This window comes from Silvibacterium bohemicum (assembly GCF_001006305.1).
Taxonomy (GTDB): Bacteria; Acidobacteriota; Terriglobia; order Terriglobales; family Acidobacteriaceae; genus Silvibacterium; species Silvibacterium bohemicum.
Map to the genome: position 1 here is coordinate 701,583 of NZ_LBHJ01000012.1, position 25,573 is coordinate 727,155.

The window sequence follows — 25,573 nt, forward strand, 5'->3', positions numbered from 1 at the left end:
CCGGTGCCCGGCCAAATGTCGGAAGGGTACTAAGCCTGTGCTACCGGCTGAAAACCATCGCACCCGCTCAGCGCCGTGACCTTCAAATGCAGCGAAGAATGCTTCGGATGCCCGCAATCATCCAGGAAATCTTCTGGAGCGCGCATGGTGGAGTGGATCTGGGTCAACTTCTCGGAAGCCTTGTGATCCTCACCGAAATGGTTACAGAGTCCGCATTGTCCGTCGTGCAAAGCGATCATGGCAATTTCCTCCTGTTTGCTCAGACTCCGGAATAATAATCCCGGTTGCCAGGAAATCAAGCCTTCGTTGTCTGTGAGTCATAGATTCGAATAAAGTTTCCCGGCCCATTTCGAGAATTCCCAAAAATTCCCAACCAAGATGAATTAAAGATGAACGTCTTGTAATGCGACCATTGCTGTCGTATATTGAGCGAGTACGAACTCCGACCAGCAAGGTCGCATATAGCTACAACGAGCCCTGCGCATGACTCTTGGCGGAGAAGCGCAGACGCCTCGTCCATTACAGCCGGATAGACCGCGGATCCTTCACACCGGACCGCCTTCTTACCCTTCAACTTCCAGGCACCCGCCGGTCGTCCCCGGAACGCGTGAAGCCCTGGCCATTTTAGGAGCGAGTGTGAAGCAAAAAAAGCGCCGATATCTGACAGGCCATCGCGCCTGGCTAGCCATGGGCACCATTGCCGCCTACGCCGCGGCCGGCCCCAGCAAAGCCACCATCGCCTACGCAAAGAATTCCAAAAGCCAGTCTGGGAACCAGGCACAGCTCACAGTCCGCCGCTACGATATTTCAGCCGGCCCGCTCGATCTCGCTCTGGCGCAGTTTTCGAAAGCCAGCGGCATCAAGGTCGCCTACACCGTGCCCGCCGAAACTATCCCCGGCTTCAAATCTCACGGAGTCTCCGGCCTCTACTCCGACGCGCAGGCGCTCCGGCAGCTGCTGGCTGGAACGGGTCTGGACTTCACCCTTCAGGGGCAGGATGCCGTCAGCATCGGTGTGAAGAATGCCGAGTCGGTGCAGGTCACCGCCAGCAGTTTCGACAGCATCGGGTTGTCCAAGTTTCCCGCTCCGCTGATCGACACGCCGCAAGCCATCAACACCATTCCCGCGCAGCTTCTTGCCGACCAGGGGGTCTCCACCCTGCGCGACACCTTGCGCAATTCGCCCGGCATCAGCCTGGCAGCCGGCGAGGGCGCTTTGCAGGGCGACAATCTGACTATCCGCGGCTTCTCCGCTCAGGACGACATCTTCCTCGATGGTGTCCGCGATTTCGGCAGCTATTACCGCGATCCCTTCAACTACGAGAAGGTGGATGTGCTCGAAGGTCCGGCCGGCGTGGAGTTCGGGCGCGGCTCTACCGGCGGCGTCATCAACCAGGAGAGCAAGGTCCCGCAGCTTCATCCTTTCATGCGCTTTGATGGCGGATTGGGCACCGACATGACCCGGCGCTTCACCGGCGACATCAACCAGCCCCTGCCCGGCATCGCAGCCGGCGCTGCCGCCCGCTTGAATTTCATGGTTCACGACTCCGGAGTCGCACAGCGTGATGTCACCGAGAGTCGCCGTTTTGGCGTCGCGCCGACCTTCGCGCTGGGACTCAACACGCCGACGCGCCTCGTCGCCAGCGAACTCCACTCCCAGGCGGACGACATCCCCGACTACGGCATTCCCTGGTACTTCGGCCACGGAGCTCCGGTGCCGCGCCACAACTACTATGGTTTCGCCGATCACAATTTCCTGCGCACCAATGTCGATGTCGCCAATCTACGCGTCGAACACGACCTCGGCAGCCTCGGCCTGCTGCGCAATGTCACTCGCTATGCCCACTACGAGCGCAAGTGGCAGATCACCGAGCCGCAAGTAAACAATGCCAGCGCCGGCGCCATCACGCCGGCCACCCCGCTCAGCCAGGTCATGGTCAACCGCAATCAGATCGCCGGCAACAGCGACGAGGCCCAGCTATGGGACCAGGCCGAGACGATGGTCTCGGGCAAGTTGCTGGGCATCCGGCAGACCGCGGTGCTGGGCGCCGAAGGCGGTCGCGAGAGCTCCGATCCCATTCGCGTGCGCTTCACCAACCCCGCAGGAATCAATACCGTCCCGCTTACCAGCCTGCTTCATCCCGATCCTTACCAGCCCTTTTCCGGAACGGTCTACCCCAACACGACTGTACATACCACCGCCTTCAGCGCCGCCGCGTATATGCTCGACACCTTCGAGCTGGGACGGCAATGGGAGCTGAGCGGCGGTATCCGCTTCGACCACTTCGACGCCAACTACCGCGCCATCACCAACACCTTTTCGGCAACCACCGGTGGCGATACCGTCGCCTATCCGAAATACGAACAAGACCTCAACAAGGGCAGCTGGCGAGCCGCGCTGGTCTACAAGCCGCGTCCGAATGGCAGCATCTACTTCGACTACGGCACTTCATTCGATCCCTCCGCCGAGACTCTTTCCCTCTCTGCGGCCAACGCAGCTGTGCCTCCCGAGGAGAACGAGACCTACGAACTCGGCAGTAAATGGGATCTGAACGGCGGCCGCCTCACCGCGCGCGGCGCGCTCTTCCGCACCAATCGCGAAAATGTTCTCGAGCCCGATCCGACCGATTCGTCGGTCGACGTACTCGCCGGCAATCAGCGCGTGGATGGCGCAGAGGGCGTGATCCAGGGACGCCTCACCGACCGCTGGGAGCTGCTCACCAGCTACACCTTCATGCACAGCGAGGTGGTGTCGTCGAACTTCTACCCGCTGTCCATCGGTTTGCCGCTTCAGAATGTGCCGCAGAACCTCTTCAATCTGTGGACGGAGTATCGTCTGCCGCGCGGCTTTGAGGTCGGAGCCGGCAGCAACTTCGTCGGCGCGCGCGATGCCAACTCGACGACGCTGACCTCACCCACCACCGCCATCGAGAAGGCGCCGGAATACTGGACCTTCAACGCCATGGTGAAGTACGACGTCACCGAGCGGATTGCGCTCCAGGCCAACATCAACAACCTCCTCGACCGCTTCTTCCTCGATGAGCTGCACCCCGGCCACGTCATTCCCGGCGCTGGAACCTCGGCGCTCTTCGGGGCGAAGTTCAAATTCTGAGAGGCGGCGAGACAGTTTCCCCTCCCCCATAGAAAGCAAGGAAAACCTCGTGCGCTCAATGAATTAGGAGCGCACGGGTGCAAAAAAATATTTAGAAAAGGGAACAACCATGCTGTTAACCATCCCCGATGTGCTGACTCGCGAGCAGGTCGCCGTCGCACGACAGAAGCTGGATGCCGCCGACTGGGTCGACGGCCGCGTCACCGCCGGCCACCAGTCTGCACTGGCCAAAAACAATCTTCAGATCCCCGAAGGCCATCCGGTCGCGCAGGAAATCGGCGAATGGATACTCCAGGCGCTCGGCCAGAATCCCCTCTTCGTCTCCGCCGCGCTGCCTATGAAGGTCTTTCCGCCGCTCTTCAATCGCTATAGCGGAGGCCACGCCTTCGGCACGCACGTGGACAACGCCATCCGCCACTTGAAGGGCACCTCGCACCGCGTGCGCAGCGATCTCTCCGCCACGCTCTTCTTCAGCGACCCCGAGGAATACGATGGCGGCGAGCTTGTCATCGAAGACACCTACGGCATCCATACGGCGAAGCTGCCGGCAGGACACATGGTCCTCTACCCCTCATCGAGCCTGCACAACGTGAGGCCGGTGACCCGTGGCGCGCGCGTCTGCTCCTTCTTCTGGATTCAGAGCATGGTGCGGGCGGACAGCGCCCGGACCCTCCTCTTCGATCTGGATAGTGTGGCTCAGAGCGTCGGCGTCGCCGACCCCAACTCCCCCAACGCGGTCAAGCTGATCGGCATTTATCACAACCTGCTGCGCCACTGGGCCGAGGTATAGAGCCTGTTATGCCCCTTTGGGCTGTCGTCGCCGGGAGCCAATTTTTCTGGATTCTAGGAGCGAGGAGCGACGAATATCGGGAATCTTCGAGCGACGAGTGACAACGAAGCCGGGAAATTGTCCCCGGCCCTTCGGGTTGCGGCGCAAAGCGGTCCATACTTCGTTGTCGCCCTCGACGGTGGGCCCGCCACAGCCTTCGGGCTCCGTCTCGTCTGGAACGCTTTTCGCTCGCAACGGCAACTGCCCAAAAGGGGGATAACAGGCTCGAATCAATGCCGGAATGAAAAGCTGATGAAATATCCGCGTCCAACGTGCCATCGCGATGACCCATTCGTGGAATTTGCCGAAAATATAATCGGATTTTGAATGTATCCGAAAGTATTTGAGGCTTAATGGCATCAGGATGCGAAACGCATGGCTGTTCCCTCTGACTCATTGGAACTGGAAGGCAGCGCTGATCACCGCCATCTGCCGCGCCGCAGCCTGCATGGCTGCACTCTGGCACAGCCCGCTTTATGCCCGCGAACACTTCGGCGCGGTTGAGGCAGCCTATGTTCTGCTGACCGCGGGCGTCTTCTCCGCCTGGCAACAGCAGGCTTTGGATGTGAAGCCCCGCCAGCTTGCCTGGTCCATCACCGTCCTCGCTATCCCGCTCGGCTCACTCGCCGCCGATGCCGGCCTTCATCTCTGGCTGGACCACGGCAACATGCGCGCTCTCGGTATCGGAGCCCTCATCGTCACCGTTGTCTCCGCCATGTTCCATTGGCACGTCATGCGCAACGGAGCTCTGCTGGTGGGAAGCGAGAGCCGTCCCTTCATCGATGATATGAAGCGGATGCCGCAGCTGGTTGCCAGCTTCGTCACCGAACCCCTCCAGTCGCTCATGGCTCGCATCCGCCCCGAACCGATCGCCGCTGAGAACGAAGAGCTGGAAGTAGCCTGAGCGCGCAGAGCATCCGGTGCGAACGTCGTACTTCCCATCAGTCGCTAGGCCGCTACCGCTTATACTCCTTCAGCGCCTTCTGCAACTCCTCATGTGGCAAGCCAATCACGGTGTGCCCATCGATACCAATCATCGTCTTCGCCCCCACCATCGCATTCACAATGGCCTCTTCGGTAGCTTCGACGGTGGCCTGAAACAACGGGCTGATACGCTCGTTCGAAACGGTTAAAACCGGATTCGGTCCCGGCTCGGCATCAGCATGAGGATTCGCAGTGGAGAAGGCAATAAAAATATCCCCCGAGCCATTCCCTGAGGTCGAACCGGTCCGCGCCAGCCCCATCGTCGCGCGTCGTGCGATTCGTTTGAGCTGATGCGGAAGAAGCGGAGCGTCGGTCGCGACGACAATGATGATCGATCCGACATCGCCCCCGCGATCTCCGCCGGTTCCGTCCTTGTACATCGAGTAAGGGACATCCTGCGGTATCAGCTTCCCAACCGGAACTCCGGCAATCGTAAGCTGAGGACGCCGTCCGCAATTGCACTGCACCAGCACTCCGACGGTGTATCCACCCTGTTCTTTCGTTAACACGCGCGATGCCGTGCCGATGCCGCCCTTGAATCCGTAGCAGACCATCCCCGTGCCGCCGCCCACCGCGCCCTCATCGACAGGGCCGCCATGCGCGCTGTCCAGAGCGGCGAAGACATTCTCCGGCTTCACATGAAAGCCGTTGATGTCGTTCAGGAAGCCGTCCCAGGTTTCGGCAACGACCGGCAGCGACCAATCCTGCTTCATGGTTGCGTGCTGGACGCTCCATGCGATCATCGCGTCGCGCACCACGCCCACGCTATGGGTATTGGTGATGGCTACCGGGGTTTCCAGAAAGCCCGACTCCTCGACCCAGGTCGTCCCGGTCATTTCGCCGTTGCCGTTCTGCGAGAACCACCCCGCATAGACCGGATCGTGATCGGCCTTGCCGCGCGGGAAGACCGCCGTTACACCAGTGCGGATCGGCCCCACGCCCACCTTCAGCGGGCCGTTACCCGAGATCAGCGTGGTGTCGCCCACCTCCACGCCTCGCACATCGGTAATCGCATCGAGAGGACCGGGAGTTCCCTCGAAAGGCACACCGAGATCGCGGGCCCGCTGCCCGGAAGCTGAAAAGGCGGCCAGAGCCGCAACCAGCAGAGTCATCCATCGCATGCCAGCCACAGTAAATCAGCGCACGCCGCAACGGTAGCAATTGTCATTCCGAGCGAGCGCAGCGAGCCGGGGAACCTGCATTCGACAGCGATACCGCGAATGCGAACTCAACCGCGCTTCAAACCGAAGCGGCAACGCCCTTCGGCTTCGCATGGCGCGCAACCGCGCCTTCGATCATGGTGGATACCAGCGCCAAAGGCAGTCCCATCACGTTGAAATAGCATCCGTGAACTCGCGGAATCCACCGCGCGGCGCGCCCCTGAATCCCATAAGCGCCGGCCTTGTCCATCGACTCACCGGCCGCCACGTACGCGGCAATCTCCTCATCCGACAGCGTAAGCATGCTTACATAGGTGACCTCGGCCGCGACCTCAACGCCGGTAGCGGAGACCAGGGCCACGCCGGTAATCACCTGATGCGTTGTGCCGGAGAGCTGGCGAAGCATCCTCGCCGCGTCCGCCGCATCCGCAGGCTTCTCCAGAATCTGTCCATCGGGGGCCACTACCGTGGTGTCGGCGCCGAGCACCAGGAGAGCATCGCCCTCCCCATCCTGCGGAGAATGTCGCGCCCACACCGCCTCCGCCTTTTCGCGGGCCAGCCGCGTGACGTATCCGATGGCGGATTCGCCCGCGCCCAGCTCCTCAGGGATCGCGGCCGGTGCAACCGTAAATGTGAAGCCGCCGAGAGCCAGCAGCTCCCGGCGACGGGGTGAAGCAGAAGCAAGTACGAGCATAGGTAAATTATGTCCTATTCGACACGCAGGCCGGTGCGTGGGCCATCCGCCGTGTGCAGTCCCCACGCCATGCGCGGCGTGTTGTGCGCGAAGCCGTAGCGCCCCTGCGCGTCGAGCAGGATGATGCCGCCATGGCCGCCCAGCCGCTTGTGCAGGTAGGAGATTGCCTCGGGAGCCACCTGCTCCGGGGATTGTCCAAGCTGCACGCGATCGACGGCCCACTTGCCCAGCACCAGCTTCATGATGGGCTCGCCCCAGCCGGTCAAGGAGACCGCGGCGCTCTGATTGTCCGCATAGCAGCCGCAGCCGATCAGAGAAGAATCACCCACCCGCCCCGGAGCCTTGTTCAGCGTGCCACCGGTCGAGGTCGCTGCGGCGATATTGCCGGCTGCGTCCAGAGCCACCGCACCGACCGTATCATGAGAATCCCCTAGCGATCCGGGGTCGAGGGGCACTGCCGTCTCCGGTGACTTGTCGTCCCGGAATTTTTCTCCCGCAAAGGTGAGATCGGGCAGTCCGGCCCGCTCTTTTTCCTGAGCCTCGGCCAGACGCACGCGCTCCCGCTCCAGCACCAGCTCGGAGTTCTCGATGAGCGGCATGCCGTGAGCCGCGGCAAACTCCTCCGCACCCCTGCCGACAAAATAGACGTGCGGGCTTTCGTCCAGCACCAGCCGCGCGGCCTGGATCGGATTGCGCAGCCGCTCCACGCAGGCCACGCCGCCGGCCCGCAGTGTCGCGCCGTCCATCAGCAATGCGTCCAGTTGCACCCGGCCGTCGCGGGTCAGGAAACTGCCGCGTCCGGCGTCAAAGGTCGCATCGTCCTCGAGCTTGGTGACCGCGGCCTCGACCGCGTCTACTGCCGACGCGCCCCGCTCGAGCAGAGAATATCCTGCCTGCAGAGCATCGAAAACGCCCTGTTCATGGGCCTCGAGCATATCGTCGGGAATGGCCCACGCACCGCCGTGAACCAGAAGAATAGGTGATCGTGCCATAGATACAGGTTACAGGCAGCGGCGATCAGAGCTTCGTGGTAGCGTCGGCTTGCTTGGGCGAGCCGAGATCGAGGGTGACGGTGGTGCGGCTTACGGAGTCGCGTGCCTTCTGATCGGGAAGATTGGGGAGATTCGGAATGGTGGGAAACCGCCGATAGATGGCCTCGATCGCCTTTTGCGTCTGGGCTTCGTCCAGGTGAGGCAAAACACAGTCGGCCTGCCATCGCTGCTGAACGTACAGCCCGCCCGGCAAGCTGGATTTGCCCTCGCTGCGATCGGGACGATACTCAAGACGCCGAATCACGCTTAGAGGAATGTGCCGGTTCAAGTTGGAACCGGATCGGAAATGGCCGATCACCTGAATTTCGTAATCGCTGACTTTCAGTTCGACCTTCACCGCTCGCCACCAGCGTGCCGAACCCCAAATTGCCGCCACGATGGTGAGGACAATCAGCGCCGGCCGGTGAAAGTACATCCGCCCCAGCAGAAAAACAGTGAGGGCGGCTAAAACTGCGCTGAGCAGGGCATAGACAACCGACCCCCGGCGCACGGAACGGATCAATAACCCGTACGGGATCTCCTCGATTTCCAAACTTGCAGTCATCGCACAAAAGCTTAGAGCATCCAGGCCATATCCGACGAGAATTTTTCCCGGCTGCCGAAGTTATTTCCGCCGCTTGGATTTTTTGATCTTTTTGGGAAACGGATGGGGCTTCGCGCCTTGCCGCTGCATGCTCGTCTTCCCGCGCTTGCCCTTAAATTTCTTTTTTCCCGGACCGGCCACGTTGGCGGCAAAGGCCGGAACCGAAGACGCTATCTCTTTCTTCTTTTTCGACTTGCCGTCTTTCGACGACTTCGCTTTGCCGGAGCCCGAAGTCTGGCGTTCCCGGCCCTGGCGTTCTCGAGTCTGGTGCTCTCCGGATTGCTCGTCCTGTTCATCTAGTAGAACCGAAAACTGCAGCCGTTTTGCCGGCGCGTCCACTCGCTCCAGCAACACCCTCACCCGCTGGCCTACCCGGAAGCGCCGTCCCCAGCGCTCACCAAGGATCTCCCGGGTATTTTCGCGATAGGTGTAGTAGTCGTTGTCCAGCGCGCCCAGGCTCTGCAGAGGCACCAGTCCTTCGACAAAAAGGTCGTCCAGCTCGACGAACAGCCCGTACTTGGTCGCACTGAGAACCATGGCGCTGAAATCCTCGCCCACCCGTTCGCGCATGAACTTCAGCTTCTTCCACTCCACCAGCTCGCGTTCCGCGTTGGAGGCGCGGCGCTCGTTCTCGCTGGATTCGGTGGCCACAAGAGCCAGATCGTCCTCGGGAATGATCTCCGCGACCTCATGTCCCGCGTCAAATTCCTGAGCAAAGAAAGAAGCATCCGCAGGATGCGGTTCCGATCCCCGAGTTTTTCGCCTGGCACCTCGGTTTTCTAAACCCAGGACCCTATGCCCTAAACCCTGCTTTCCATGCCCGCTCACGCCAGCATCGAGCAGCGCCTTCGCAATCCGGTGCACGATCAGGTCCGGATAGCGCCGGATCGGCGAGGTGAAATGCGTATAGCAGGGAGCGGCCAGGGCGAAATGGCCCTCATTCTTTTCGCTGTAACGGGCCTGCCTGAGCGAACGCAGCATCAGGTAGGCGACAATCCGCTCCTCGGGCTTTCCCGCAATCTTCGCCGTGAGCTTCTGATACATCCGCGGCGTCACCGGAATATCCTCCGGCACCTCATGCTGCCGGGGATTCCGTCCCGATCCACGATTGTCGCGCCGTTCGCCGCGGGTCTGAAATTTCTTCACCGGCAGATTACCCAGCCCCAGCGAATAGCCGAACGAAGCTGCGATCTCTTCGAACTCCACCACTCGCCGCGGCTCCGGCTTTTCGTGGATGCGATAGATCGATGGCACGCCCAGATTCTCGATCCACGAGGCCACCGACTCGTTCGCCGACAGCATGAACTCCTCGATCAGCCGATGCGCCCAGTTGCGCTCCGAGCGCGTGACCGACTTCATCGCGCCGAACTCGTCGAACTCGATGATCGGCTCCGGCAGATCAAAATCAATGGACCCGCGCCGGTCGCGCTTGTGATTGAGAATCTCCGCCAGCTGCTTCATCCGCTCGAAGGCCGGAACCAGATCGGCAAATTCCGCGCGCACCGCCTCGTCGCCGTCGAGAATTCTGTGGACCTGCGTGTAAGTCATCCGCCGCGCCGAGCGGATCACGCCCTCCGTCACCTCGTAATCGACAACATTGCCGCTGGGGTCGATGTTCATCAGGCAAGACAGCACCAGCCGGTCTTCGTTCGGGCGCAGGCTGCAGATATTCGTCGACAGCTCCTGCGGCAGCATGGGAATCGCGCGGTCCGGAAAATACACCGAGTTGCCGCGCAGCCGCGCCTCGAGATCGAGCGCCGTGCCCGGCGTCACATAGTGCGCCACGTCCGCGATATGCACCTGCAGGTGCCAGTGTCCCGTCGCCTCGTCGTGTTCCACCAACACGGCGTCGTCGAAGTCGCGCGCCGTCTCGCCGTCGATAGTCACAATGGGCAGATCGCGAAAGTCCCTTCGCTCCGAGACAACCTCTGCATCCAGATGTGCGACACTGCGCGCTTCTTCGAGCACGTTCTCGGGAAAGATCCGCGGCAGCTGGTGCTTGCGGATGACCATCTCCACGTCGACTCCGAAGTCATCCTCATGCCCCAGGATTTCCATCACCCGCCCGCGTGCCGGACGCGAAGGCGTGGGCCAGTCGGTGATTTCCACGTCGACGACCAGGCCCTCTAGATTCTCGGCGTTGAAATCTCGCGCGACCGCTGTGGCTTCTTCGCCCAGCACGCGATGCGGCGTCGCAACGGCGGCTGCGATTTCCGGCATCTCCGCGTCGAACGGAATGATAACCGGCTGCGACATGCGCTCGTCGAAGGGAGTTACATAATTTCCATTTGCACGATCGCTTTTTGCGTAGTGAAAGATCCCCACCACGGTTGGATTTCGTCGTGTCAGCACCCGCACGATGCGGCCCAGACGGCGTCCGTCGCCGCGGGGCGGAGCCAGCTCCACCAGCACCTGGTCGCCTTGCATCGCGCCGTGAATCTCGTTCGGAGGAATGAAAATGTCATCGTCCCCGCCGCGCTGGCGCTCATTCGGACGCACAAATCCGAAGCCGTCGCGATGCAGGTCGAGCTTACCGGCGATCAGGTTGTCGCGAGTGGCCGCGGCCTTGGCGATCGCCCAGGTATCGCGATCGATCTTGGTCAGGTGTCCGGCAGCCGTCAGCCGCGCCAGATGCTCAAGCAGCAAACGCCGCTCGCGTCCTCCGCCCAGCGAAAACTCCCGCACCAACTGTTTGTAGCCGGCGCGCTGCCCGGCCGAGCGCTCGATCTGCCGTAAAAGTTCGCGGTCCGTCATCTTGAATGAATGGTACGGCACAGCAGAGATGCTCTGCTCGGTTCGGTCAGAGAGATGAATACAGAGTAAAAACTGCGCGCGCTGCGTAGAGTTTTCATTCTTAGAAGCATCACGACGGGCTCAGGTTCCTCAAATGTAACTGGCTGGATAGCTCTCTCTCGAAAAGATGCGTGGACAGGTGTAATTTTCCGCTACGCGTGTATAAGATCGAAGCACAGCGCGGATTGCGCGGGTTTGCTTATGGTGCAAACGAGGGGTCGATCGATGTGCTCCTGGACAGATACGCTCCCGGACGAAGCGGTTTCATGACGGGCGAAAGCTTCCCGCAGTCACCAGGGTCCGGATGGGCAAGAAAATAAGAGAGGACAAACGAAATCATGTGGAAACCAAATCAGTCAGGTAACTCTTCGCAGACTCCATCCAACGAGCCCGCACGTCCAGCAACGCCCGCGGTGCCCAGCTACGATCCGCCCGTGCGCACGTCGACCGCCAATGCATCGACAGCAACTTCCGCCGACCAGGCCACCATCGGCAAGAGCCTCGTGGTCAAGGGCGAAGTCACCGGATCGGAATCGCTGTACATCGACGGCAAGGTGGAAGGCGCCATCAATCTGCCCGGCAATCGCGTCACCGTCGGCCGCAACGGACAGGTTTCCGCCAACATCACCGCGCGTGAGATCGTCGTTCTTGGCAAAGTTCGCGGCAACATGACCGCCAGCGACCGCGTCGATATCCGCAGCGAAGGTTCGCTGACCGGCGACGTCGCCGCACAGCGCATCTCCATCGAAGACGGCGCATTCTTCAAGGGCGGCATCGATATCCGCAAGCCCGGCAACGAAGCCAAGAGCTCGAATGCGGCGGCCAACGCCGAGGCTGCCAAGCCCGTCGCCGTTCAGGCTTAATTCCATCCGCATCGTTCTTGCAAAGCCCCGGTTATCGCCGGGGCTTTGTCGTTGAAGCACATCCGCCATATTTTGGTAAGCACCCGCCGCATCCCCGTTATCGCCCCCCTGGTATCTTGAGAGGGCAAAAACTCCAAAGCCTATCGAGGAAAACGCGATGCACAGGTCGATTCGTGCAGCTTCCTGGTTCTTCTTCGCCGCCATCATGTACCTCATCCTGGTCGAGGCAGTCGCTCCGTGGCTGCAATTACCGGGATTAGGCAATATCGGTTTTACCCTCGTCTTCGTTCTCTTCGCTCTCCTGCATTGCACGGCGCTCGAAGGGGCGCGCCGGACGGGCATCTTCTTTTTTCTCTCCGCTGTTGTCTCTTTTCTGATGGAAGAGGCTGGCGTGCGTACCGGCCTTATCTTCGGCCCGTATCACTACGGCGATATGCTCGGAGCCAAGCTGGGCCACGTGCCTGTCCTGATCCCGCTAGCCTGGTTCATGATGATCTATCCCTCCTGGATGGTGGCCCGGGCCATCGTCGCGGGCATCGCGATCGATACCTTCGCGGGACTTCTCTCCATCTCCGCAGTTGCCGCCATCGTTATGACTGGCTGGGATATGGTGATGGACCCCGGCATGTCCGCCGCAGGGAACTGGATATGGGTGCAGGGTGGCGCGTACTTCGGTGTGCCCCTGCACAACTACTTCGGATGGCTGCTCACCACCTTTCTCGTCTATTTCCTTGTTGGCCGCCTATGGAAGAGTGTGGTCTCTGCCAGTGCGGCGCAGCGGACATTCGCAGCACTTCCCATCCTCGTGTACGCCTTCTTCGCCCTTCGATACGTGCTCGCTAACAGCAGATTTCCCGAGCTGCGGCTGGTGGCGCTCTTTTCCATGGGCACACCGGCGCTGCTGGCGCTGATTCAGACATTCCTCAACCGGCGTGCGGCCACAGCGGCTTAATTCGTCCGCGCCGCGTGACGAATTCTTCTTGAAGGTGGGCATCGTAGAATGGTCCGGCAGCTGAATCTCACGCCGAAGAGACCATGAAAAATTTCCGCCTCCTCCCGCTCCTGTTCGTTCCTATCGTGGTTTGCCTGTTATCCGTACTGGTCATCGCGCCCTTCCAGGCGCAGAGCGAAGTGACGCTCCCCAACCTGCTCAGCAGCCACATGGTGGTGCAGCGGAATCGTCCCATTCATCTCTGGGGATGGAGCGATCCCGGCGAAAAGATAACGGCGACCATGAACAGCGCAACCGCGACGGCAGCCGCGGACGGTCTCGGCCACTGGAGCCTTTACCTGCCTCCGGAAAAAGCAGGCGGCCCCTATCAGATCACCATCGCCGGCACCAATCGCATCGTGCTCGACGATGTGCTGGTCGGCGATGTCTGGTTTGCCTCGGGACAATCCAACATGGAGCTGCCGCTCATGGGCTTTCCCGGCAGCGCGGAGCTGCAGAACGGTCCCGAGGAGATTCGCAACGCGAACCAGCCGAACCTGCGCCTGCTTCACATCCGCACCAAGGCTTCACCCTATCCGCTGCAGGACGTGAACGCTGACCCTCCGAACCCGGCGGAACGGAATCCTCCTCCGACGAATTCCTGGACCGCCTGCACACCCGAGACAGCGGCCACCTTCTCCGCAATTGCTTATTTCTTCGGCCGCGAGATATCCAACAAAGAGCATGTGCCCATCGGACTCATCGACTCCAGCTGGGGTGGGACGCCGGCCGAAGCCTGGGTCAGCCTGGACGGAATTTCCTCTGACGCTTCGCTGATGCCGGTCTTCGCGCAGTGGGCCGAGAAATCGAAGGATCAGGCCGACGTCCCCAAACAGCTCGAAGCCGAAAAGCGCGAGGATGACGCAGCGAAGGCAGCGGGTCAGCCCGCTCCCAAGCATTCCTGGCATCCCAATCTGGCCTCGTGGGACCCGGCATGGCTGTACAACGCCATGGTCGCACCGGCAGTCAACTTTCCCATCAAGGGAGTGATCTGGTACCAGGGCGAGTCCAACAGTGATGTGCGCCGCGCCTCGACCTACGAGCGCCTCTTTCCCGCGCTGATTCAGGACTGGCGCAAGCAGTGGAATGAGGGCGATTTCCCCTTCCTCTTCGTGCAGATTTCCAGCTTCCGGTCGAATGAGGGAGAGAACTGGCCGATCATTCGCGAGGCTCAGCGCCGTACCTTGGGATTGGTCAACACCAGGATGGCTGTCACCATCGACATCGGCAATCCCGACAACGTGCATCCCTCCGACAAGCAGGATGTCGCCGCCCGGCTGGCTCTCGAAGCGCGCGATATCGCCTACGGCGAGCAGGTGGAAGACTCCGGACCGCTTTATCGCCAGACCAGCATCGAGGGTAGCTCGATCAACGTCTGGTTCGATCACGCTGCGGGTCTAACAGCTAAGGGGGGCTCGCTTACAGGATTCGACATCGCAGGCGACGATCACAAGTTTGTCAAAGCTGACGCTCGCATCGAAAGCAAAGCAGGAGTCGATCGCGTCGTGGTCTCCAGCGCGACGGTGACGAATCCGAAATACGTTCGTTACGGCTGGCAGAATGCCCCCGTCGTGAATCTCTTTAACGGCGCTGGACTTCCCGCATCGCCATTTACATCGGAAAAAGAAATCCCCAAGCCCGACCCGCGATACCCAACGAATTAACCGGCATGGCTACGCGCCGGCTCGGCCCAGTCCGATTCCGATGATGTAGGTGACGATGCCTTCGACTGCGCCTACCAGCGTCATCTCCATGCCGCTGGCCCACCAGCTGCGCACGGTGATGAGCGACTTGGCCGCGCCCACCGCGAAGTGCGCGGCCAGCGAGATGATGGCGGAGAGAATGATGGCGTCGTATCCGCGCAGGAAGAAGAACGGGATGATAGGGACGAAGGCGCCGACGGCCGTCGAGAGCGCGCCGGAGATTGCCGAGGTCAGCGGATTGCGCAACGCGTCTTCGGTTGAGTTGAGCCGCTCGGAGGCCAGCGCGCGTAGAAACTGGTCTTTATCTTTGGCGATGTGCTCGACGACATGGTCGGCGTCGTCTTCGGGCAGTCCTTTGACCTGGTAGTAGAGCGAAAGCAGCTCGCGCGATTCCGGAGCGTTCATCTCGATGGCCTCGCGCTCGCGCGCGACCTCCGCCTCGTAAATCTCACGCTCGCTCTTCGCCGCCAGATACGCACCCGAGCCCATGGAGAGAGCGCTGGCGATCATGCCGGCGATGCCCGCGAGCAGCACGTACTTGCTGTTGCCCAGGGTCGCGCCGGAGACGCCGGAGACGATGCCGAAGATAGCGCCCAGGCCGTCATTGACTCCATAGATGGCGTCGCCGATCCAGCCTGCCCTCTGTCTTCCTGAGCCGCTGCGTTTGGATAGCAGTTCGGTGAGCAGCTCCTGCGGTGAAGTGAAACTGGTCTCCGCGGCGCGTCGCGGATAACGATCGCGGATCAGGCTTCCGAGTTCGGTGTAATGTTCCCGCTCCTCCTCAATGACCTGGCGCAGCAGAGCGATGCTGGGTTCGTCATCGAGATCTTTGAGCTGCTGGCCATACATGGCGATGGCCCGGCTCTCGTCGATTTCCAGCCGCCGCAACGCCATGCGCTGGCCGCCGAGACGATTGGCGAGGGTATCCACATCGCCTGTCTGCTTGCCGCGGTAGCGGGGAATGGTGCCGCCGAGCTCTTCGATGCGCCTGCCCCAGAGAGCGGCGTGCTCGGCCTCGGCGTCGGCCATGTGCTGGAGAGTTTTCTTGCGGATGGGATCGCTGTCGCGTTCAGCCAGCGTTCGATAGGTGTAGTAACCGCTCATCTCTGTCTGCCAGTTGCCTTCAAGGGCAGACAGGAGCTTGCGAAGTCTGGACGAGCGGTTCTTATTTCCCGAATTCGCGTCGGACATCAGTGATTCTAGTCTCCGATCCGGTATGCAAAGGTGAAGCGCCCGATCTGCATAAGCGGATGTTCAGCGGGCGGCCAGATCCGAAATGATTCTACCCGAGTGCTGGCCGGATTCAACTCGGCGGCGATCGAACCCATGGGCTTGCCCGAGGCTGCTTCATAAAACTTTACCTGCAGACCGCTTTCGATATGCTCCCAGCCGATAACGTAGGCGCCCGGAGGCAGTGAAAAGTTGCCGATCTTCATCGGTACCTGCGTCAAGAAGAAGTGCGAATACTTTCCGTCAGCCGAATAGCCTGCGGTGATGAGTACGACACCGGCGACGAATTTCCCCTGGCCGTTGGTGATGCCCGATGCGGTTCGCATCTCCGTCTCAATACGCTCCTGCTGCACGGGCGCGCGAGCCGGCAGCAATGAGCTAAGCTCGGCGGCGGTGGCAATTCGCCAGCCCTGTTCAGAGCGGGAAGCGGGTTGCGCAGCAAAGGTGAGTCCGCAGCAGAAGAGCATTACGGCGGCGAAAACCTTCGAGCTCAAAAATCTAAATTGGAACATCGGTCTCTCCGCGTCAGTCCAGGTGAACGATTCCACGCTGCAGGGCAGTCGTCGCGGCCTGGGTACGATCGGTCACGCCCAGCTTGCCGAGAATGCTGTTGACGTGCGTCTTCACCGTAGCTTCGGAGATGAAGAGGTCGCTTGCGATCTCCTTGTTGCTGCGACCGGCGACGATGCGCTTGAGAACCTCAGTCTCGCGCGTGGTCAACGCCGGACCGCCCATGCGCTCGGCCAGCTTCTCCGCGACAAAGCCGGGGATCTTCGATTTGCCGGCGTGCACCGCGCGAATGGCCTCGGTCAGTTCGTCGATATCCATCCCCTTGAGGAGGTAGCCTTTGGCCCCTGCCTGCAGCGCGCGAAAGATATCTTCGTCACCATCGAAAGTGGTGAGGACGATGATGCGGGCCGAAGGGCTTTCTTCGCGGATGCGGGTGATGGCATCTGCGCCGCCGATTTTTGGCAGGCGAAGATCCATCAGCGTGATGTCCGGCTTGTGCTTGCGGAAGGTCTCGATGGCCTCCGGGCCGTCAGAGGCTTCGGCTACTACTTGCAGGTCGGAAACCGTGTTGAGCAGCGCCACCAGGCCCTGCCGCACGACGTTATGATCGTCCACTACTAGGATTCGGATTGGTTCGGTCATTTGCTTTTCGCTCATGGGATTTTCACTCATTGTCTTTCGTTCGCGGCGTATTTTGCGGAATTTCCACCTGCACGCGCGTGCCCTGTCCTGCTTTGCTGCTCACCGTCAGGCTTCCGCCCATCTGTTCGGCGCGTTCTTTCATTCCTGTGAGGCCATAGTGGCCCTCGCGTATTGACGGCGCATCGCCGGAGAATCCGCGGCCGTCGTCTTCCACCGTCACTGCGATCCGGTTTTCTGCGTAGCGAAGCTCGATTTCGACGCGGCCGGGCTGTGCATGGCGAACCGCATTGGTCACTGCTTCCTGCGCGATGCGCAGCAGCTGGTCTTCGGTCTGGCTTGGTAGCGGACGATAAGTTCCGGAGACATGCACTTCGGTTTTAATTGTGCTCGATGCGGTGACGCGATTTGCCATGTGGATCAGCTGGCTGGCGAAATCGCTTTCCTGAACGCCCTGCGAACGAAGCTCCCAGATCGCACGCCGCGCATCTTCGAGCCCGCTTCGCACCAGTTCCTGGGCCTGGGTCAGGTGCCGCTGGGCTGTGTCAGGCGCGTTCGTGAGAAGACGCGACGCGACCTGCAATTGCACGGAGACGGCAACAAATCCCTGCGCCAGCGTGTCGTGAATTTCGCGAGCGATGCGATTGCGTTCTGTCAACACGACCTGAAAGCGCGACTCGACCAGGCGAAGACGCCAGAGATAAATTCCATATCCAAGAAGTGCGATGGTGAGAACAAGAAGGAGATAAAACCAGACCGTCTGATGGAAGTATGGCTGCAGGCGCAGCGCTAGGGCCGCGGACTCCTGGCCCCAGACGCCGTCGTTGTTGCAGGCTTTCACTCGAAAGGTGTAATGGCCAGGCGGCAGGTTCGTATAGTAGGCCGCGCGTCGGGCGCCGGCATCGACCCAGTCGCGATCGAAGCCTTCCAGCTTGTACTGGAATCGAACTTTCTGTGGAGCGACAAACGACAGAGCCGCATATTCGAAGGCCAAGCGGTGGGAACCGGGTGGAATTGTAACCGTAGCTGATCCTTTTTGTGGCTTGCCGTTCATGCTGACGTCATCCACGCTGAGCTGCTCGATGCTCACCAGCGGCGGCACGCGATTCATTGCCAGATGCGCGGGATCGACGGTAGCCACGCCTTTGAGCGTTGCGAACCACAGGCTTCCATCCTGCAAACGCCACGCCGCGGGATGTCCTCCACTGCTGGCTTCGCTGATCTTCATGCCGTCGGCCACGCCGAAGGTCGCGACGGAAACCGGGTCTCGGCTTCCTTCGTCGAGAGAGTGATTGAGCGCGCCGCGATTGACGCGAACCACGCCGTCGCTGGAGCTCAGCCAGAGATTGCCATCGTCATCCTCGAGAATGCTGTAGAGATTGGCGGGAAGGCCGGCATTCTGTTGCGTGACCGGCTGAATTTTTCCGGCGCGGTAACGATTGAGCCCGCCGCCATTGCTTCCAATCCACAGCGTTCCTTCGGAGTCCTCATGCAGCGCGGTGATGACGCGATCGGAGAGGCCGTCTTTCTCGGTGTAGTTCTGGAATGCGCCATGACTCCAGTGGGTGAGGCCGCCCAACGTGCCGATCCACAGCGAGCCGTCGTGTGCTTGGAGGATTGCGCCGACGAGGTCGCTGCCCAGTCCGTCGAGCGCGGTGTAGGTGGTGAATTTGTCATCCTTCCACTCGGAAAGCCCGCGCCGGGTTCCGATCCATCCCGTGCCCTGGTTGTCGAAATAGATGGAGCGCACGAAATCGTCTGCGAGACCGTCGGCAGAGGTGAAAGTGCTCACCTTGCCATCGTGAATGCGGTTCAATCCATCCGGCGTGCCCAGCAGAAGATCGCCATTTGGCGCGGCCGCGATCGAAAGCACCACATTGCTGGAGAGGCCATTGGCCGTGCTCAGAGCGGTAAAGCCATTCTTGTCGCGGCGGTCAAGACCGCCGCCGCTGGTTCCCAGCCAGACCGTGCCCGAGCGATCCTGATACACCGCGCGAATGTGGTCGTCGGAGATGCCATCCTCCGCGGTGTAGGTGGTGAACTTACGGTCGCGCAGAATGTCCAGGCCGCCGGATTCGGTTCCCAGCCATAGGCTCCCCTCGCGATCCTCATAAAGGGCAAGCACAAGATTGCTGGAGAAGCCGGTCCGCGGCGTGAGGGCTTCGATCTTGCCGGCGAAGAACCTGGCGATGCCGCCGGCAGTTCCGACCCACAGCGCGCCCTCGCGATCGCTCATGAGCAGATTGACGCGGTTCGAAGGCAGGCCGTCAGTCGTCGACCAATGCGAAAACTGCTTACCGTCATAGGAGAGCAGGCCCGCATCGGTGCCAATCCATAGTTGTCCCCGGCCATCGAAGGTCAGCGCGTGGATGTTCTTCTCCGCTGCAGTCCCCGTCTCATCCACTGAAGTGCAAGCAGTGTTGGGATGGCAGACTTCAATGCCGCTGGCGGTTCCGGCCCACGCGTTGCCATTGTGATCGACCGCCAATGCCTGGATGGAAACCCGCGGGCCGGCCGGTTGAAACTGACGCGGACCCGCAGCTGTGCGACGTAAGCCTTCCATGGTGCCAAGCCAGAGAGAGCCATCGGCTCCTTCAGCCATGGCGCTCTCCTCGTCCAAAGGAGGAAGACCGGCGATCGGGACGAACTGCCTGCCGTCGAAGACCGCAAGACCATCGGCGCTAAGGAGCCAGACATTCCCGCTGCGATCCTCGTGAAAGGACCAGACGGCACCGTTGTGTGATGTCTCGGGAAAGGTTTCGAAGGTGTGGTTCTTGTAGCGCGCGACTCCACTTGACGTGCCGATCCAGAGCGTGCCGGAGCGGTCTTCCATCAGGCTCTCGATCAGGTCGCTGCCCAGTTGAGGCGTGTCGGCGCGGGTGAAGACGCGAAACTGGGTCGAGTCGAAGCGGACCAGCCCAGCTTCGGTTCCAATCCACAGAAAGCCATCTCGAGTCTGCAGCACGGCGTGAACCGTGTTCTGGGGAAGGCCGCTGTCGGTCTGCCAGGATTGATAGCCGTATTGCCTCAACCCTTGATGAGGATCGAGCGCGAGGCAACTGGCAGCGGAGCAGAACAGCCATATTCCAAGGAGAGCCGTCGTCCAGCTGCGCCGCCGGTTGAGTTGTCGCAGAGCATTCACGTCCTGCTCGGAATACTACACACCTGACGATGGAATGCAGTATCCATCAAACGGTGGAGGGTTTCGCCCCAATTGTATTCGGAGCGTATTTCCCCGGTTATGCACCAGAAGGAATTACCTGGTCGGCGGAGCCGTGGTTGCTGCTGTGGCCGTCGCCGTTGTCGTCGGGGATTTGCCTTCGAGTATTTGTATCGCCTGGGAGACGACCGGGGCGAGGCGCTTGAAGTCGGCGATCAGGGTGAGGAACTGCTGGTAGGCCTGCGTGTCGGCCGCCAGGTTGAGGCCTTCGGCGGTGACTGCGGTGCTGGAGGCGGCGATAAGCGCCTCGACATCGGCGACCACCGAGGCCAGCCCGACGACGAACGGCGTTTCGAGCGGCCTGGCAGCTTTCAAGATCTGCTCGATTTTGGCGGACAGGTGAACCGTGTCCTCGATGGCTCCAGCGAACCACTTGCCGAAATCCACGATGCCGATGCCCAGTTTCTTGAAGATATTGGTCATACTCTTCCTTTTGCGGCGGATTTAGAGAAAAAGGGGCAGCGGCCGCGCCCGTTGCGGCGCGCAGCCCAAAAGAAAAGGGCACGGCCGGAGCCATGCCCTTTTGAAATTTCCCTATAGCTCAATTTTATCGAGTCCGAAGAAATACTCCGCCACATATCCGGCACGCCATCTGTCTGGGCTCATGGCGGTTAGCGGCCTTCTGTCTGAGAGTGGGCTTGACAGGCTGGAGCAACCTCTTCGCCTGCCGGCGCGATCCACTGTGGGGAGAGCAAGTGAGGAAACCCGTGGATCGCAAACATGGCAAGGTACGCATTGGAATCTCGGGATGGACCTATGCGCCCTGGCGCGGAGTCTTCTATCCTCCGAAGCTTCCGCAGAAGCAGGAGCTGAGCTACAGCTCGCGGGCCTTTTCCAGCATCGAGATCAATGGCAGCTTCTATTCGCTGCAGCGGCCAACCAGCTATCAGCGATGGCGGGACGAGACGCCGGACGATTTCGTCTTCGCCGTGAAAGGGTCACGGTTCATCACCCATATGCTCAAGCTGCGCAATGCGGAGAAGGCGCTGGCAAACTTCTTCGCATCGGGTTTGCTGGCATTAGGGCCGAAGCTTGGGCCGATCCTGTGGCAGTTTCCTCCGCAGTTTTCTTTTCAGCCTGAACGAATCGAGAGCTTTTTCAAGATCTTGCCCAAAAATATGGACGAAGCAGGAGTGCTGGCGAGCGGCCACGATCTTCCGGCGAAGGATCGAGCCTTTGTGGAGCCGGCGTCGCGCGGCAAGATTCGTCACGCGATGGAGATCCGGCATCCCAGCTTCGTCTGCGAGGAATTCATCGCGCTGCTGCGCAAGCACCGAGTGGCGCTGGTGTGCGCGGATACGGTGGAGTGGCCCCGTTTAATGGATGTGACTGCCGATTTCATCTATTGCCGCCTGCATGGATCGGCGCAGCTCTATGTGAGCGGGTATGGCCCGAAGGCGCTGGATCGTTGGGCGACGCGAGTCGCCGACTGGGCGAGCGGCGGCGAGGCGGAGGGAGAACATGCGAGTGCGACGCCGGCTCCGCGGGGTGCCGCCGGGCGCGATGTTTATGTCTATTTCGATAACGATGCGAAAGTGCGGGCTCCGGTGGATGCTCAGGGGCTGATACGGCGAGTCGAGAAGCTGACAGGTTCCGCAGGCCGTTCGACCGGGTTCGCGGCGCGAATTTAGCTCGGGAAGAGACTGCAACTCAGTCGAATTGCTTGCCTTTGCTCCTGGTTACCAAGGTTTGCTTGCATCTATTGCAAATCGCGATATTATTATCGCGTTTTGCAATACGAGGTTGAGATGAAGCTGGGCGAAAAACTTCGATACCTGCGAGAGGTCGAAGGCAATCTGCGCGGGCTGGACCGGGCGATGACACAGCAGGAGCTGGTGCGGGCCATCAAGGCGGAGCTGAAGACCTCGATGAGCCAGAGCTATCTGTCGCAGATCGAGAGCGGGGCGCGGCCACATCTGACCAACACCACACGCCAGCTGCTGGCCAGGTTCTTCAAGGTGCATCCGGGATATCTGGTCGACGACCCGGAGGGCTATCACTCCGAATTGTTGAGCGACGCCCGGGGACTCGAAGACAAGCTCGACCTGTGGCTGGTGAGCGGAGCGGAGCGCTTTCGTCGCGATGCGCCTCTGCGGCGAGCGCTCCTGGCCCTGGCTAAACATAAGGACACGCGCGAGTGCCTGGTGCTGCTGGAGGCCGTGATCGAGACTCCGGGCCTGGTAGAGCGTCTGCTCGAAGTATTGCGGCCCGGCTACGCCGCGGAGAAGAAGCATGCGCTGGAAAAAAGCCGGACGAGAAAGGAGGAGCAATGAGCTGGGAGGCGTTTTACCTGATCTGTTTTGCGCTGGGGCTGTCTCTGACGGGCTTGTCCCTGCTGGGCATGTTCTCGCATCTGCATTTCGGCCATGTGCATATCCATGCGGCCCATGGACATGCCGGCGCCCATGGGCGAGTGGGAGTAAGCCCGATCAATGGATTCACGCTGGCGGGTTTCCTCTGCTGGTTTGGCGGCTGTGGTTATCTGCTGAACCGGTATGGAGGGCTGCTGACGCCTGTGGTGCTGGGCGCGGCGATGGTTGCCGGTTTGGCTGGGGCGTCGCTGCTCTTCTGGTTCATGGCGAAGGTGCTGCTGCCGCACGAGCGTGAGCTGACCGCGGCAGACACCGACATAGTAGGCGTGCTGGGCCGGGTGAGCGGCACGATCCGCGAAGGGGGTGTGGGCGAGATCCAGTTTTCGCAGAGCGGCGTGCGCCGTTTTGCGGTGGCGCGGAGTGAAGCAGGCGTAGCGATTCCGCGCGAGGTGGAGGTTGTAGTGATGCGCTACGAACAAGGGGTCGCTTGGGTGCGGCGATGGGACGAATTGTCTGAGGGCTAGTCGTTTGGCGGACAAATTTGAGAAATTCCACGTCTCGACGTCGAGACGTGGGGCACCCGGCGCTCCTGATAACAAAGTTTGTTGTAGCTGAGGTTGGAAACGCAGTTTTCCTGATGGAAAGGATCAGGAGGCGATTATGACGAACACAGTGATTGTGGTGGTGGGATTAGGCCTGTTGGCGCTGATTTTGCTGATGGGCATGCTGGCCAAGATGTTTCGCAAGGCCGGTCCGAATGAGGCGCTGATTGTCTATGGTTTTCGCGGTCCGCGCGTGATCAAGGGGCATGGCACGGTGATCTTTCCCATGGTGGAAACGTGCCGGGAGCTGTCGCTGGAGCTGATGTCCTTCGATGTGGCTCCGCAGCAGGATCTCTATACCAAGCAGGGTGTAGCGGTAACTGTGGAGGCTGTGGCGCAGATCAAAGTTCGGAGTGATCAGGAGTCGATCCTTACGGCGGCCGAGCAGTTCCTGAGCAAGTCTCCGCAGCAGCGCGAAGGACTGATCCGGTTGGTGATGGAGGGTCATCTGCGCGGCATCATCGGTCAGTTGACTGTAGAGCAGATCGTCAAAGAACCGGAGATGGTGGGCGACCGCATGCGCGCGACCTGTGCAGACGACATCAGCAAGATGGGGCTTGAAGTTGTTTCGTTCACCATCAAGGAGGTGCGCGACAAGAATGAGTACATCACCAACATGGGCCGGCCGGACATTGTGCGCATCAAGCGCGATGCCGACGTGGCCGCTGCAGAAGCCGAGCGCGACACGGCGATTCGCCGCGCGAACGCGCTGCGGGAATCGGCGGTAGCAAAAGCCGCTGCCGACCAGGAGCGGGTGCTGGCAGAGACCTTGTCACTGGCCAAGCAGGCCGAGGCGCAACGCGATCTCGACATTCAAAAAGCCCAATTCACAGAACAGAGCCGCCGTCAGGAGGCGCAGGCGGATAAAGCTTATGAGATCCAGACCAACATCATGCAGCAGCAAGTGACAGCGGAGCAGGTGAAGATCCAGCAGATCGAGAAAGAGCAGCAGATCAAGGTGCAGGAGGCGGAAATCCTGCGCCACGAGAAAGAATTGATCTCGACCGTACTGAAAGGCGCGGAGATCGAGCGCCAGCGAATCGAGACACTGGCGGCGGCGGAGAAGATGCGGCTGGCAACGGAGGCGGAAGGACGCTCGTCGGCGATCCGCACGCAAGGCGAAGCCGAGGCGGCGGTGATCTTCCAGAAGGGCGAGGCCGAGGCCAAGGCCATGAACGTGAAGGCCGAGGCTTATCAGGATTGGAACCAGGCCGCCGTCGTCGATCGGCTGATTACCAACATGGCCGATGTGGTGCGGGCCATGGCCGAGCCGCTCTCGAAGGTGGACAAGATCACGATTGTGTCTACTGGTGCGGATGGTGCATCGGGCGTGAACAAGCTGACTGGCGATTTCACCAAGATCGCTGCGCAGGTTCCGGCGCTCTTCGAGGCTCTCTCGGGAATGAACATGAGCGAGCTGATGTCGAATGTGAAGACGATGCGCTCGCGACCGAATGGGAGCGGGACGGTCGAGGGCAAGCAGTAAGTCGGGAAGGCGGAGAGCGCAAGCTCTCCGCCTGTTTGTTTCGGAAAGCATGAGTCAGCGAGGAGGAAATGTCATGGCACTGCTCGAACGTGTGGGAACGTTGTTACGCGCCAATTTAAACGACCTGATCGAGAAGGCCGAAGATCCGGAGAAGCTGTTGAAGCAGCTGGTTCTGGATATGGAAAATCAGCTGATGCAGGTGAAGACTCAGGTGGCCATCGCCATCGCCGATCAGCATGTGCTGGACAAGAAGCGCAAGGAGCACGAAGACGCTGTCGCGGAGTGGAAGCGCAAGGCGGAGCTGGCGGTGAAGAAGTCGGCGGACGATCTGGCGCGCGGCGCGCTGGAGCGCTCGCTGAGCAGCGAGCAGATGGCGAAGGGATTCGCGCAACAGCTCGAAGATCAGAAGGCTGAAGCCGAGACGCTGAAGAATGCGCTGCGCAAGCTGGAGCAAAAGCTACAGGAGACGCGATCACGCTGCGAGATGATGATTGCCCAGCATCGCCGTGCGCGCGTAGTGGGCAACGCGCATAATGCACAGCAGGCGGTGGAGCGCAAGGATCACGCAGCGAGCCTCACCAAGATGCGCGGCCGCATTGTGGGCGCGGAGGCTGCCAACGCGGCGACCAGCGAGTTGATGAGCGGGGAATCGCTGGAAGACAAGTTCGCGGTGTTGGAGCGCGAAGAGCAGATCGATGCGCTGCTGAAAGATCTCAAGGAGCTGCACGCGCCTCGCGCTTGACGACGGGCCGTCCAGGTGATCGCGCTTGGGCGCCTGATTGTGGGTTGCTCATTCTTATCTTGGCCAGGA

Annotated in this window: 22 protein-coding genes; 11 read left to right on the top strand and 11 right to left on the bottom strand. The window is 60.8% G+C overall.

Annotated features, from left to right (window positions below):
* Positions 1–29 precede the first annotated feature (29 nt).
* Positions 30–239 (bottom strand): hypothetical protein, encoded by a 210-nt coding sequence (locus XX99_RS26830; protein WP_082125718.1) that lies wholly within the window; start codon positions 237–239, stop codon positions 30–32.
* A gap of 397 nt (positions 240–636) precedes the next feature.
* On the opposite strand from XX99_RS26830, the gene XX99_RS19185 reads away from it, so the two are divergent.
* The 3 genes from XX99_RS19185 (at position 637) to XX99_RS19195 (ending at position 4,844) form a co-directional block, all read left to right on the top strand.
* Positions 637–3,111, top strand: coding sequence for a TonB-dependent siderophore receptor (locus XX99_RS19185; protein ID WP_184085100.1), 2,475 nt, complete (start codon positions 637–639; stop codon positions 3,109–3,111).
* Positions 3,112–3,220: 109 nt separating this feature from the next.
* Complete coding sequence (locus XX99_RS19190) at positions 3,221–3,901, top strand: Fe2+-dependent dioxygenase (RefSeq protein ID WP_050060972.1); 681 nt, start codon at positions 3,221–3,223, stop codon at positions 3,899–3,901.
* Positions 3,902–4,304: 403 nt separating this feature from the next.
* A complete protein-coding gene (locus tag XX99_RS19195) occupies positions 4,305–4,844 on the top strand; it encodes a hypothetical protein (protein WP_050060973.1) in 540 nt (179 codons plus the stop codon).
* Between the two features lie 52 nt (positions 4,845–4,896).
* On the opposite strand, the gene XX99_RS19200 is transcribed toward XX99_RS19195, so the two are convergent.
* From XX99_RS19200 to XX99_RS19220, 5 genes are all read right to left on the bottom strand, one after another.
* Positions 4,897–6,036, bottom strand: coding sequence for a DmpA family aminopeptidase (locus XX99_RS19200; protein ID WP_231581500.1), 1,140 nt, complete (start codon positions 6,034–6,036; stop codon positions 4,897–4,899).
* A gap of 127 nt (positions 6,037–6,163) precedes the next feature.
* On the bottom strand, positions 6,164–6,778 hold the full coding sequence (locus XX99_RS19205; RefSeq protein WP_050060975.1) for a Maf family protein: 615 nt from the start codon (positions 6,776–6,778) through the stop codon (positions 6,164–6,166).
* A 14-nt stretch (positions 6,779–6,792) separates the two neighbouring features.
* Positions 6,793–7,770: an isoaspartyl peptidase/L-asparaginase gene (locus XX99_RS19210; RefSeq protein ID WP_050060976.1), complete on the bottom strand. Its 978-nt coding sequence runs from the start codon at positions 7,768–7,770 to the stop codon at positions 6,793–6,795.
* A 25-nt stretch (positions 7,771–7,795) separates the two neighbouring features.
* Complete coding sequence (locus XX99_RS19215) at positions 7,796–8,332, bottom strand: hypothetical protein (RefSeq protein ID WP_050060977.1); 537 nt, start codon at positions 8,330–8,332, stop codon at positions 7,796–7,798.
* Between the two features lie 102 nt (positions 8,333–8,434).
* Positions 8,435–11,167 carry a ribonuclease R family protein gene (locus XX99_RS19220; RefSeq protein ID WP_050060978.1) on the bottom strand — a complete coding sequence of 911 codons (2,733 nt, stop codon included), beginning with the start codon at positions 11,165–11,167 and terminating at the stop codon, positions 8,435–8,437.
* 377 nt (positions 11,168–11,544) lie between these two features.
* Here XX99_RS19220 and XX99_RS19225 point away from each other — a divergent pair, with 377 nt between their 5' ends.
* The 3 genes from XX99_RS19225 (at position 11,545) to XX99_RS19235 (ending at position 14,724) form a co-directional block, all read left to right on the top strand.
* Entirely contained in the window at positions 11,545–12,069 is a 525-nt protein-coding gene (locus XX99_RS19225) for a bactofilin family protein (RefSeq protein ID WP_050060979.1), read from the top strand.
* Between the two features lie 157 nt (positions 12,070–12,226).
* Complete coding sequence (locus XX99_RS19230) at positions 12,227–13,021, top strand: carotenoid biosynthesis protein (protein WP_050060980.1); 795 nt, start codon at positions 12,227–12,229, stop codon at positions 13,019–13,021.
* 83 nt (positions 13,022–13,104) lie between these two features.
* On the top strand, positions 13,105–14,724 hold the full coding sequence (locus XX99_RS19235) for a sialate O-acetylesterase (protein WP_050060981.1): 1,620 nt from the start codon (positions 13,105–13,107) through the stop codon (positions 14,722–14,724).
* 9 nt (positions 14,725–14,733) lie between these two features.
* Here XX99_RS19235 and XX99_RS19240 read toward each other — a convergent pair whose 3' ends face one another.
* The 5 genes from XX99_RS19240 to XX99_RS19260 all read right to left on the bottom strand — a co-directional run bounded on the left by XX99_RS19240 (position 14,734) and on the right by XX99_RS19260 (position 20,785).
* Entirely contained in the window at positions 14,734–15,954 is a 1,221-nt protein-coding gene (locus tag XX99_RS19240; protein ID WP_050060982.1) for a VIT1/CCC1 transporter family protein, read from the bottom strand.
* An 8-nt stretch (positions 15,955–15,962) separates the two neighbouring features.
* Positions 15,963–16,505 (bottom strand): hypothetical protein, encoded by a 543-nt coding sequence (locus tag XX99_RS19245; RefSeq protein WP_231581501.1) that lies wholly within the window; start codon positions 16,503–16,505, stop codon positions 15,963–15,965.
* Between the two features lie 13 nt (positions 16,506–16,518).
* Complete coding sequence (locus XX99_RS19250; protein ID WP_050061172.1) at positions 16,519–17,145, bottom strand: response regulator; 627 nt, start codon at positions 17,143–17,145, stop codon at positions 16,519–16,521.
* Positions 17,146–17,167: 22 nt separating this feature from the next.
* Entirely contained in the window at positions 17,168–20,284 is a 3,117-nt protein-coding gene (locus XX99_RS19255) for a sensor histidine kinase (RefSeq protein ID WP_050060983.1), read from the bottom strand.
* A gap of 114 nt (positions 20,285–20,398) precedes the next feature.
* A complete protein-coding gene (locus XX99_RS19260; RefSeq protein WP_050060984.1) occupies positions 20,399–20,785 on the bottom strand; it encodes a hypothetical protein in 387 nt (128 codons plus the stop codon).
* Positions 20,786–21,069: 284 nt separating this feature from the next.
* Between XX99_RS19260 and XX99_RS19265 the strand changes: the two genes are divergently transcribed.
* The 5 genes from XX99_RS19265 to XX99_RS19285 all read left to right on the top strand — a co-directional run bounded on the left by XX99_RS19265 (position 21,070) and on the right by XX99_RS19285 (position 25,504).
* Complete coding sequence (locus XX99_RS19265; RefSeq protein WP_050061173.1) at positions 21,070–21,993, top strand: DUF72 domain-containing protein; 924 nt, start codon at positions 21,070–21,072, stop codon at positions 21,991–21,993.
* 117 nt (positions 21,994–22,110) lie between these two features.
* Positions 22,111–22,635 carry a helix-turn-helix domain-containing protein gene (locus tag XX99_RS19270; protein WP_050060985.1) on the top strand — a complete coding sequence of 175 codons (525 nt, stop codon included), beginning with the start codon at positions 22,111–22,113 and terminating at the stop codon, positions 22,633–22,635.
* Positions 22,632–23,198 carry a hypothetical protein gene (locus XX99_RS19275; RefSeq protein WP_050060986.1) on the top strand — a complete coding sequence of 189 codons (567 nt, stop codon included), beginning with the start codon at positions 22,632–22,634 and terminating at the stop codon, positions 23,196–23,198. Before XX99_RS19270 ends, XX99_RS19275 begins: the two co-directional genes overlap by 4 nt.
* Positions 23,199–23,334: 136 nt before the next feature.
* Positions 23,335–24,762, top strand: coding sequence for a flotillin family protein (locus XX99_RS19280; protein WP_050060987.1), 1,428 nt, complete (start codon positions 23,335–23,337; stop codon positions 24,760–24,762).
* A 73-nt stretch (positions 24,763–24,835) separates the two neighbouring features.
* Positions 24,836–25,504: a PspA/IM30 family protein gene (locus XX99_RS19285; RefSeq protein WP_050060988.1), complete on the top strand. Its 669-nt coding sequence runs from the start codon at positions 24,836–24,838 to the stop codon at positions 25,502–25,504.
* Positions 25,505–25,573 lie beyond the last annotated feature (69 nt).

What these genes read in the sequence shown, in the direction of transcription:
- XX99_RS26830 (WP_082125718.1), bottom strand. Translation starts at nt 239, where the DNA reads ATGATCGCTTTGCACGACGGACAATGCGGACTCTGTAACCATTTCGGT.
- XX99_RS19190 (WP_050060972.1), top strand. Translation starts at nt 3,221, where the DNA reads ATGCTGTTAACCATCCCCGATGTGCTGACTCGCGAGCAGGTCGCCGTC.
- XX99_RS19195 (WP_050060973.1), top strand. Translation starts at nt 4,305, where the DNA reads ATGCGAAACGCATGGCTGTTCCCTCTGACTCATTGGAACTGGAAGGCA.
- XX99_RS19200 (WP_231581500.1), bottom strand. Translation starts at nt 6,036, where the DNA reads ATGACTCTGCTGGTTGCGGCTCTGGCCGCCTTTTCAGCTTCCGGGCAG.
- XX99_RS19205 (WP_050060975.1), bottom strand. Translation starts at nt 6,778, where the DNA reads ATGCTCGTACTTGCTTCTGCTTCACCCCGTCGCCGGGAGCTGCTGGCT.
- XX99_RS19210 (WP_050060976.1), bottom strand. Translation starts at nt 7,770, where the DNA reads ATGGCACGATCACCTATTCTTCTGGTTCACGGCGGTGCGTGGGCCATT.
- XX99_RS19220 (WP_050060978.1), bottom strand. Translation starts at nt 11,167, where the DNA reads ATGACGGACCGCGAACTTTTACGGCAGATCGAGCGCTCGGCCGGGCAG.
- XX99_RS19225 (WP_050060979.1), top strand. Translation starts at nt 11,545, where the DNA reads ATGTGGAAACCAAATCAGTCAGGTAACTCTTCGCAGACTCCATCCAAC.
- XX99_RS19230 (WP_050060980.1), top strand. Translation starts at nt 12,227, where the DNA reads ATGCACAGGTCGATTCGTGCAGCTTCCTGGTTCTTCTTCGCCGCCATC.
- XX99_RS19235 (WP_050060981.1), top strand. Translation starts at nt 13,105, where the DNA reads ATGAAAAATTTCCGCCTCCTCCCGCTCCTGTTCGTTCCTATCGTGGTT.
- XX99_RS19240 (WP_050060982.1), bottom strand. Translation starts at nt 15,954, where the DNA reads ATGTCCGACGCGAATTCGGGAAATAAGAACCGCTCGTCCAGACTTCGC.
- XX99_RS19245 (WP_231581501.1), bottom strand. Translation starts at nt 16,505, where the DNA reads ATGTTCCAATTTAGATTTTTGAGCTCGAAGGTTTTCGCCGCCGTAATG.
- XX99_RS19250 (WP_050061172.1), bottom strand. Translation starts at nt 17,145, where the DNA reads ATGACCGAACCAATCCGAATCCTAGTAGTGGACGATCATAACGTCGTG.
- XX99_RS19260 (WP_050060984.1), bottom strand. Translation starts at nt 20,785, where the DNA reads ATGACCAATATCTTCAAGAAACTGGGCATCGGCATCGTGGATTTCGGC.
- XX99_RS19270 (WP_050060985.1), top strand. Translation starts at nt 22,111, where the DNA reads ATGAAGCTGGGCGAAAAACTTCGATACCTGCGAGAGGTCGAAGGCAAT.
- XX99_RS19275 (WP_050060986.1), top strand. Translation starts at nt 22,632, where the DNA reads ATGAGCTGGGAGGCGTTTTACCTGATCTGTTTTGCGCTGGGGCTGTCT.
- XX99_RS19280 (WP_050060987.1), top strand. Translation starts at nt 23,335, where the DNA reads ATGACGAACACAGTGATTGTGGTGGTGGGATTAGGCCTGTTGGCGCTG.
- XX99_RS19285 (WP_050060988.1), top strand. Translation starts at nt 24,836, where the DNA reads ATGGCACTGCTCGAACGTGTGGGAACGTTGTTACGCGCCAATTTAAAC.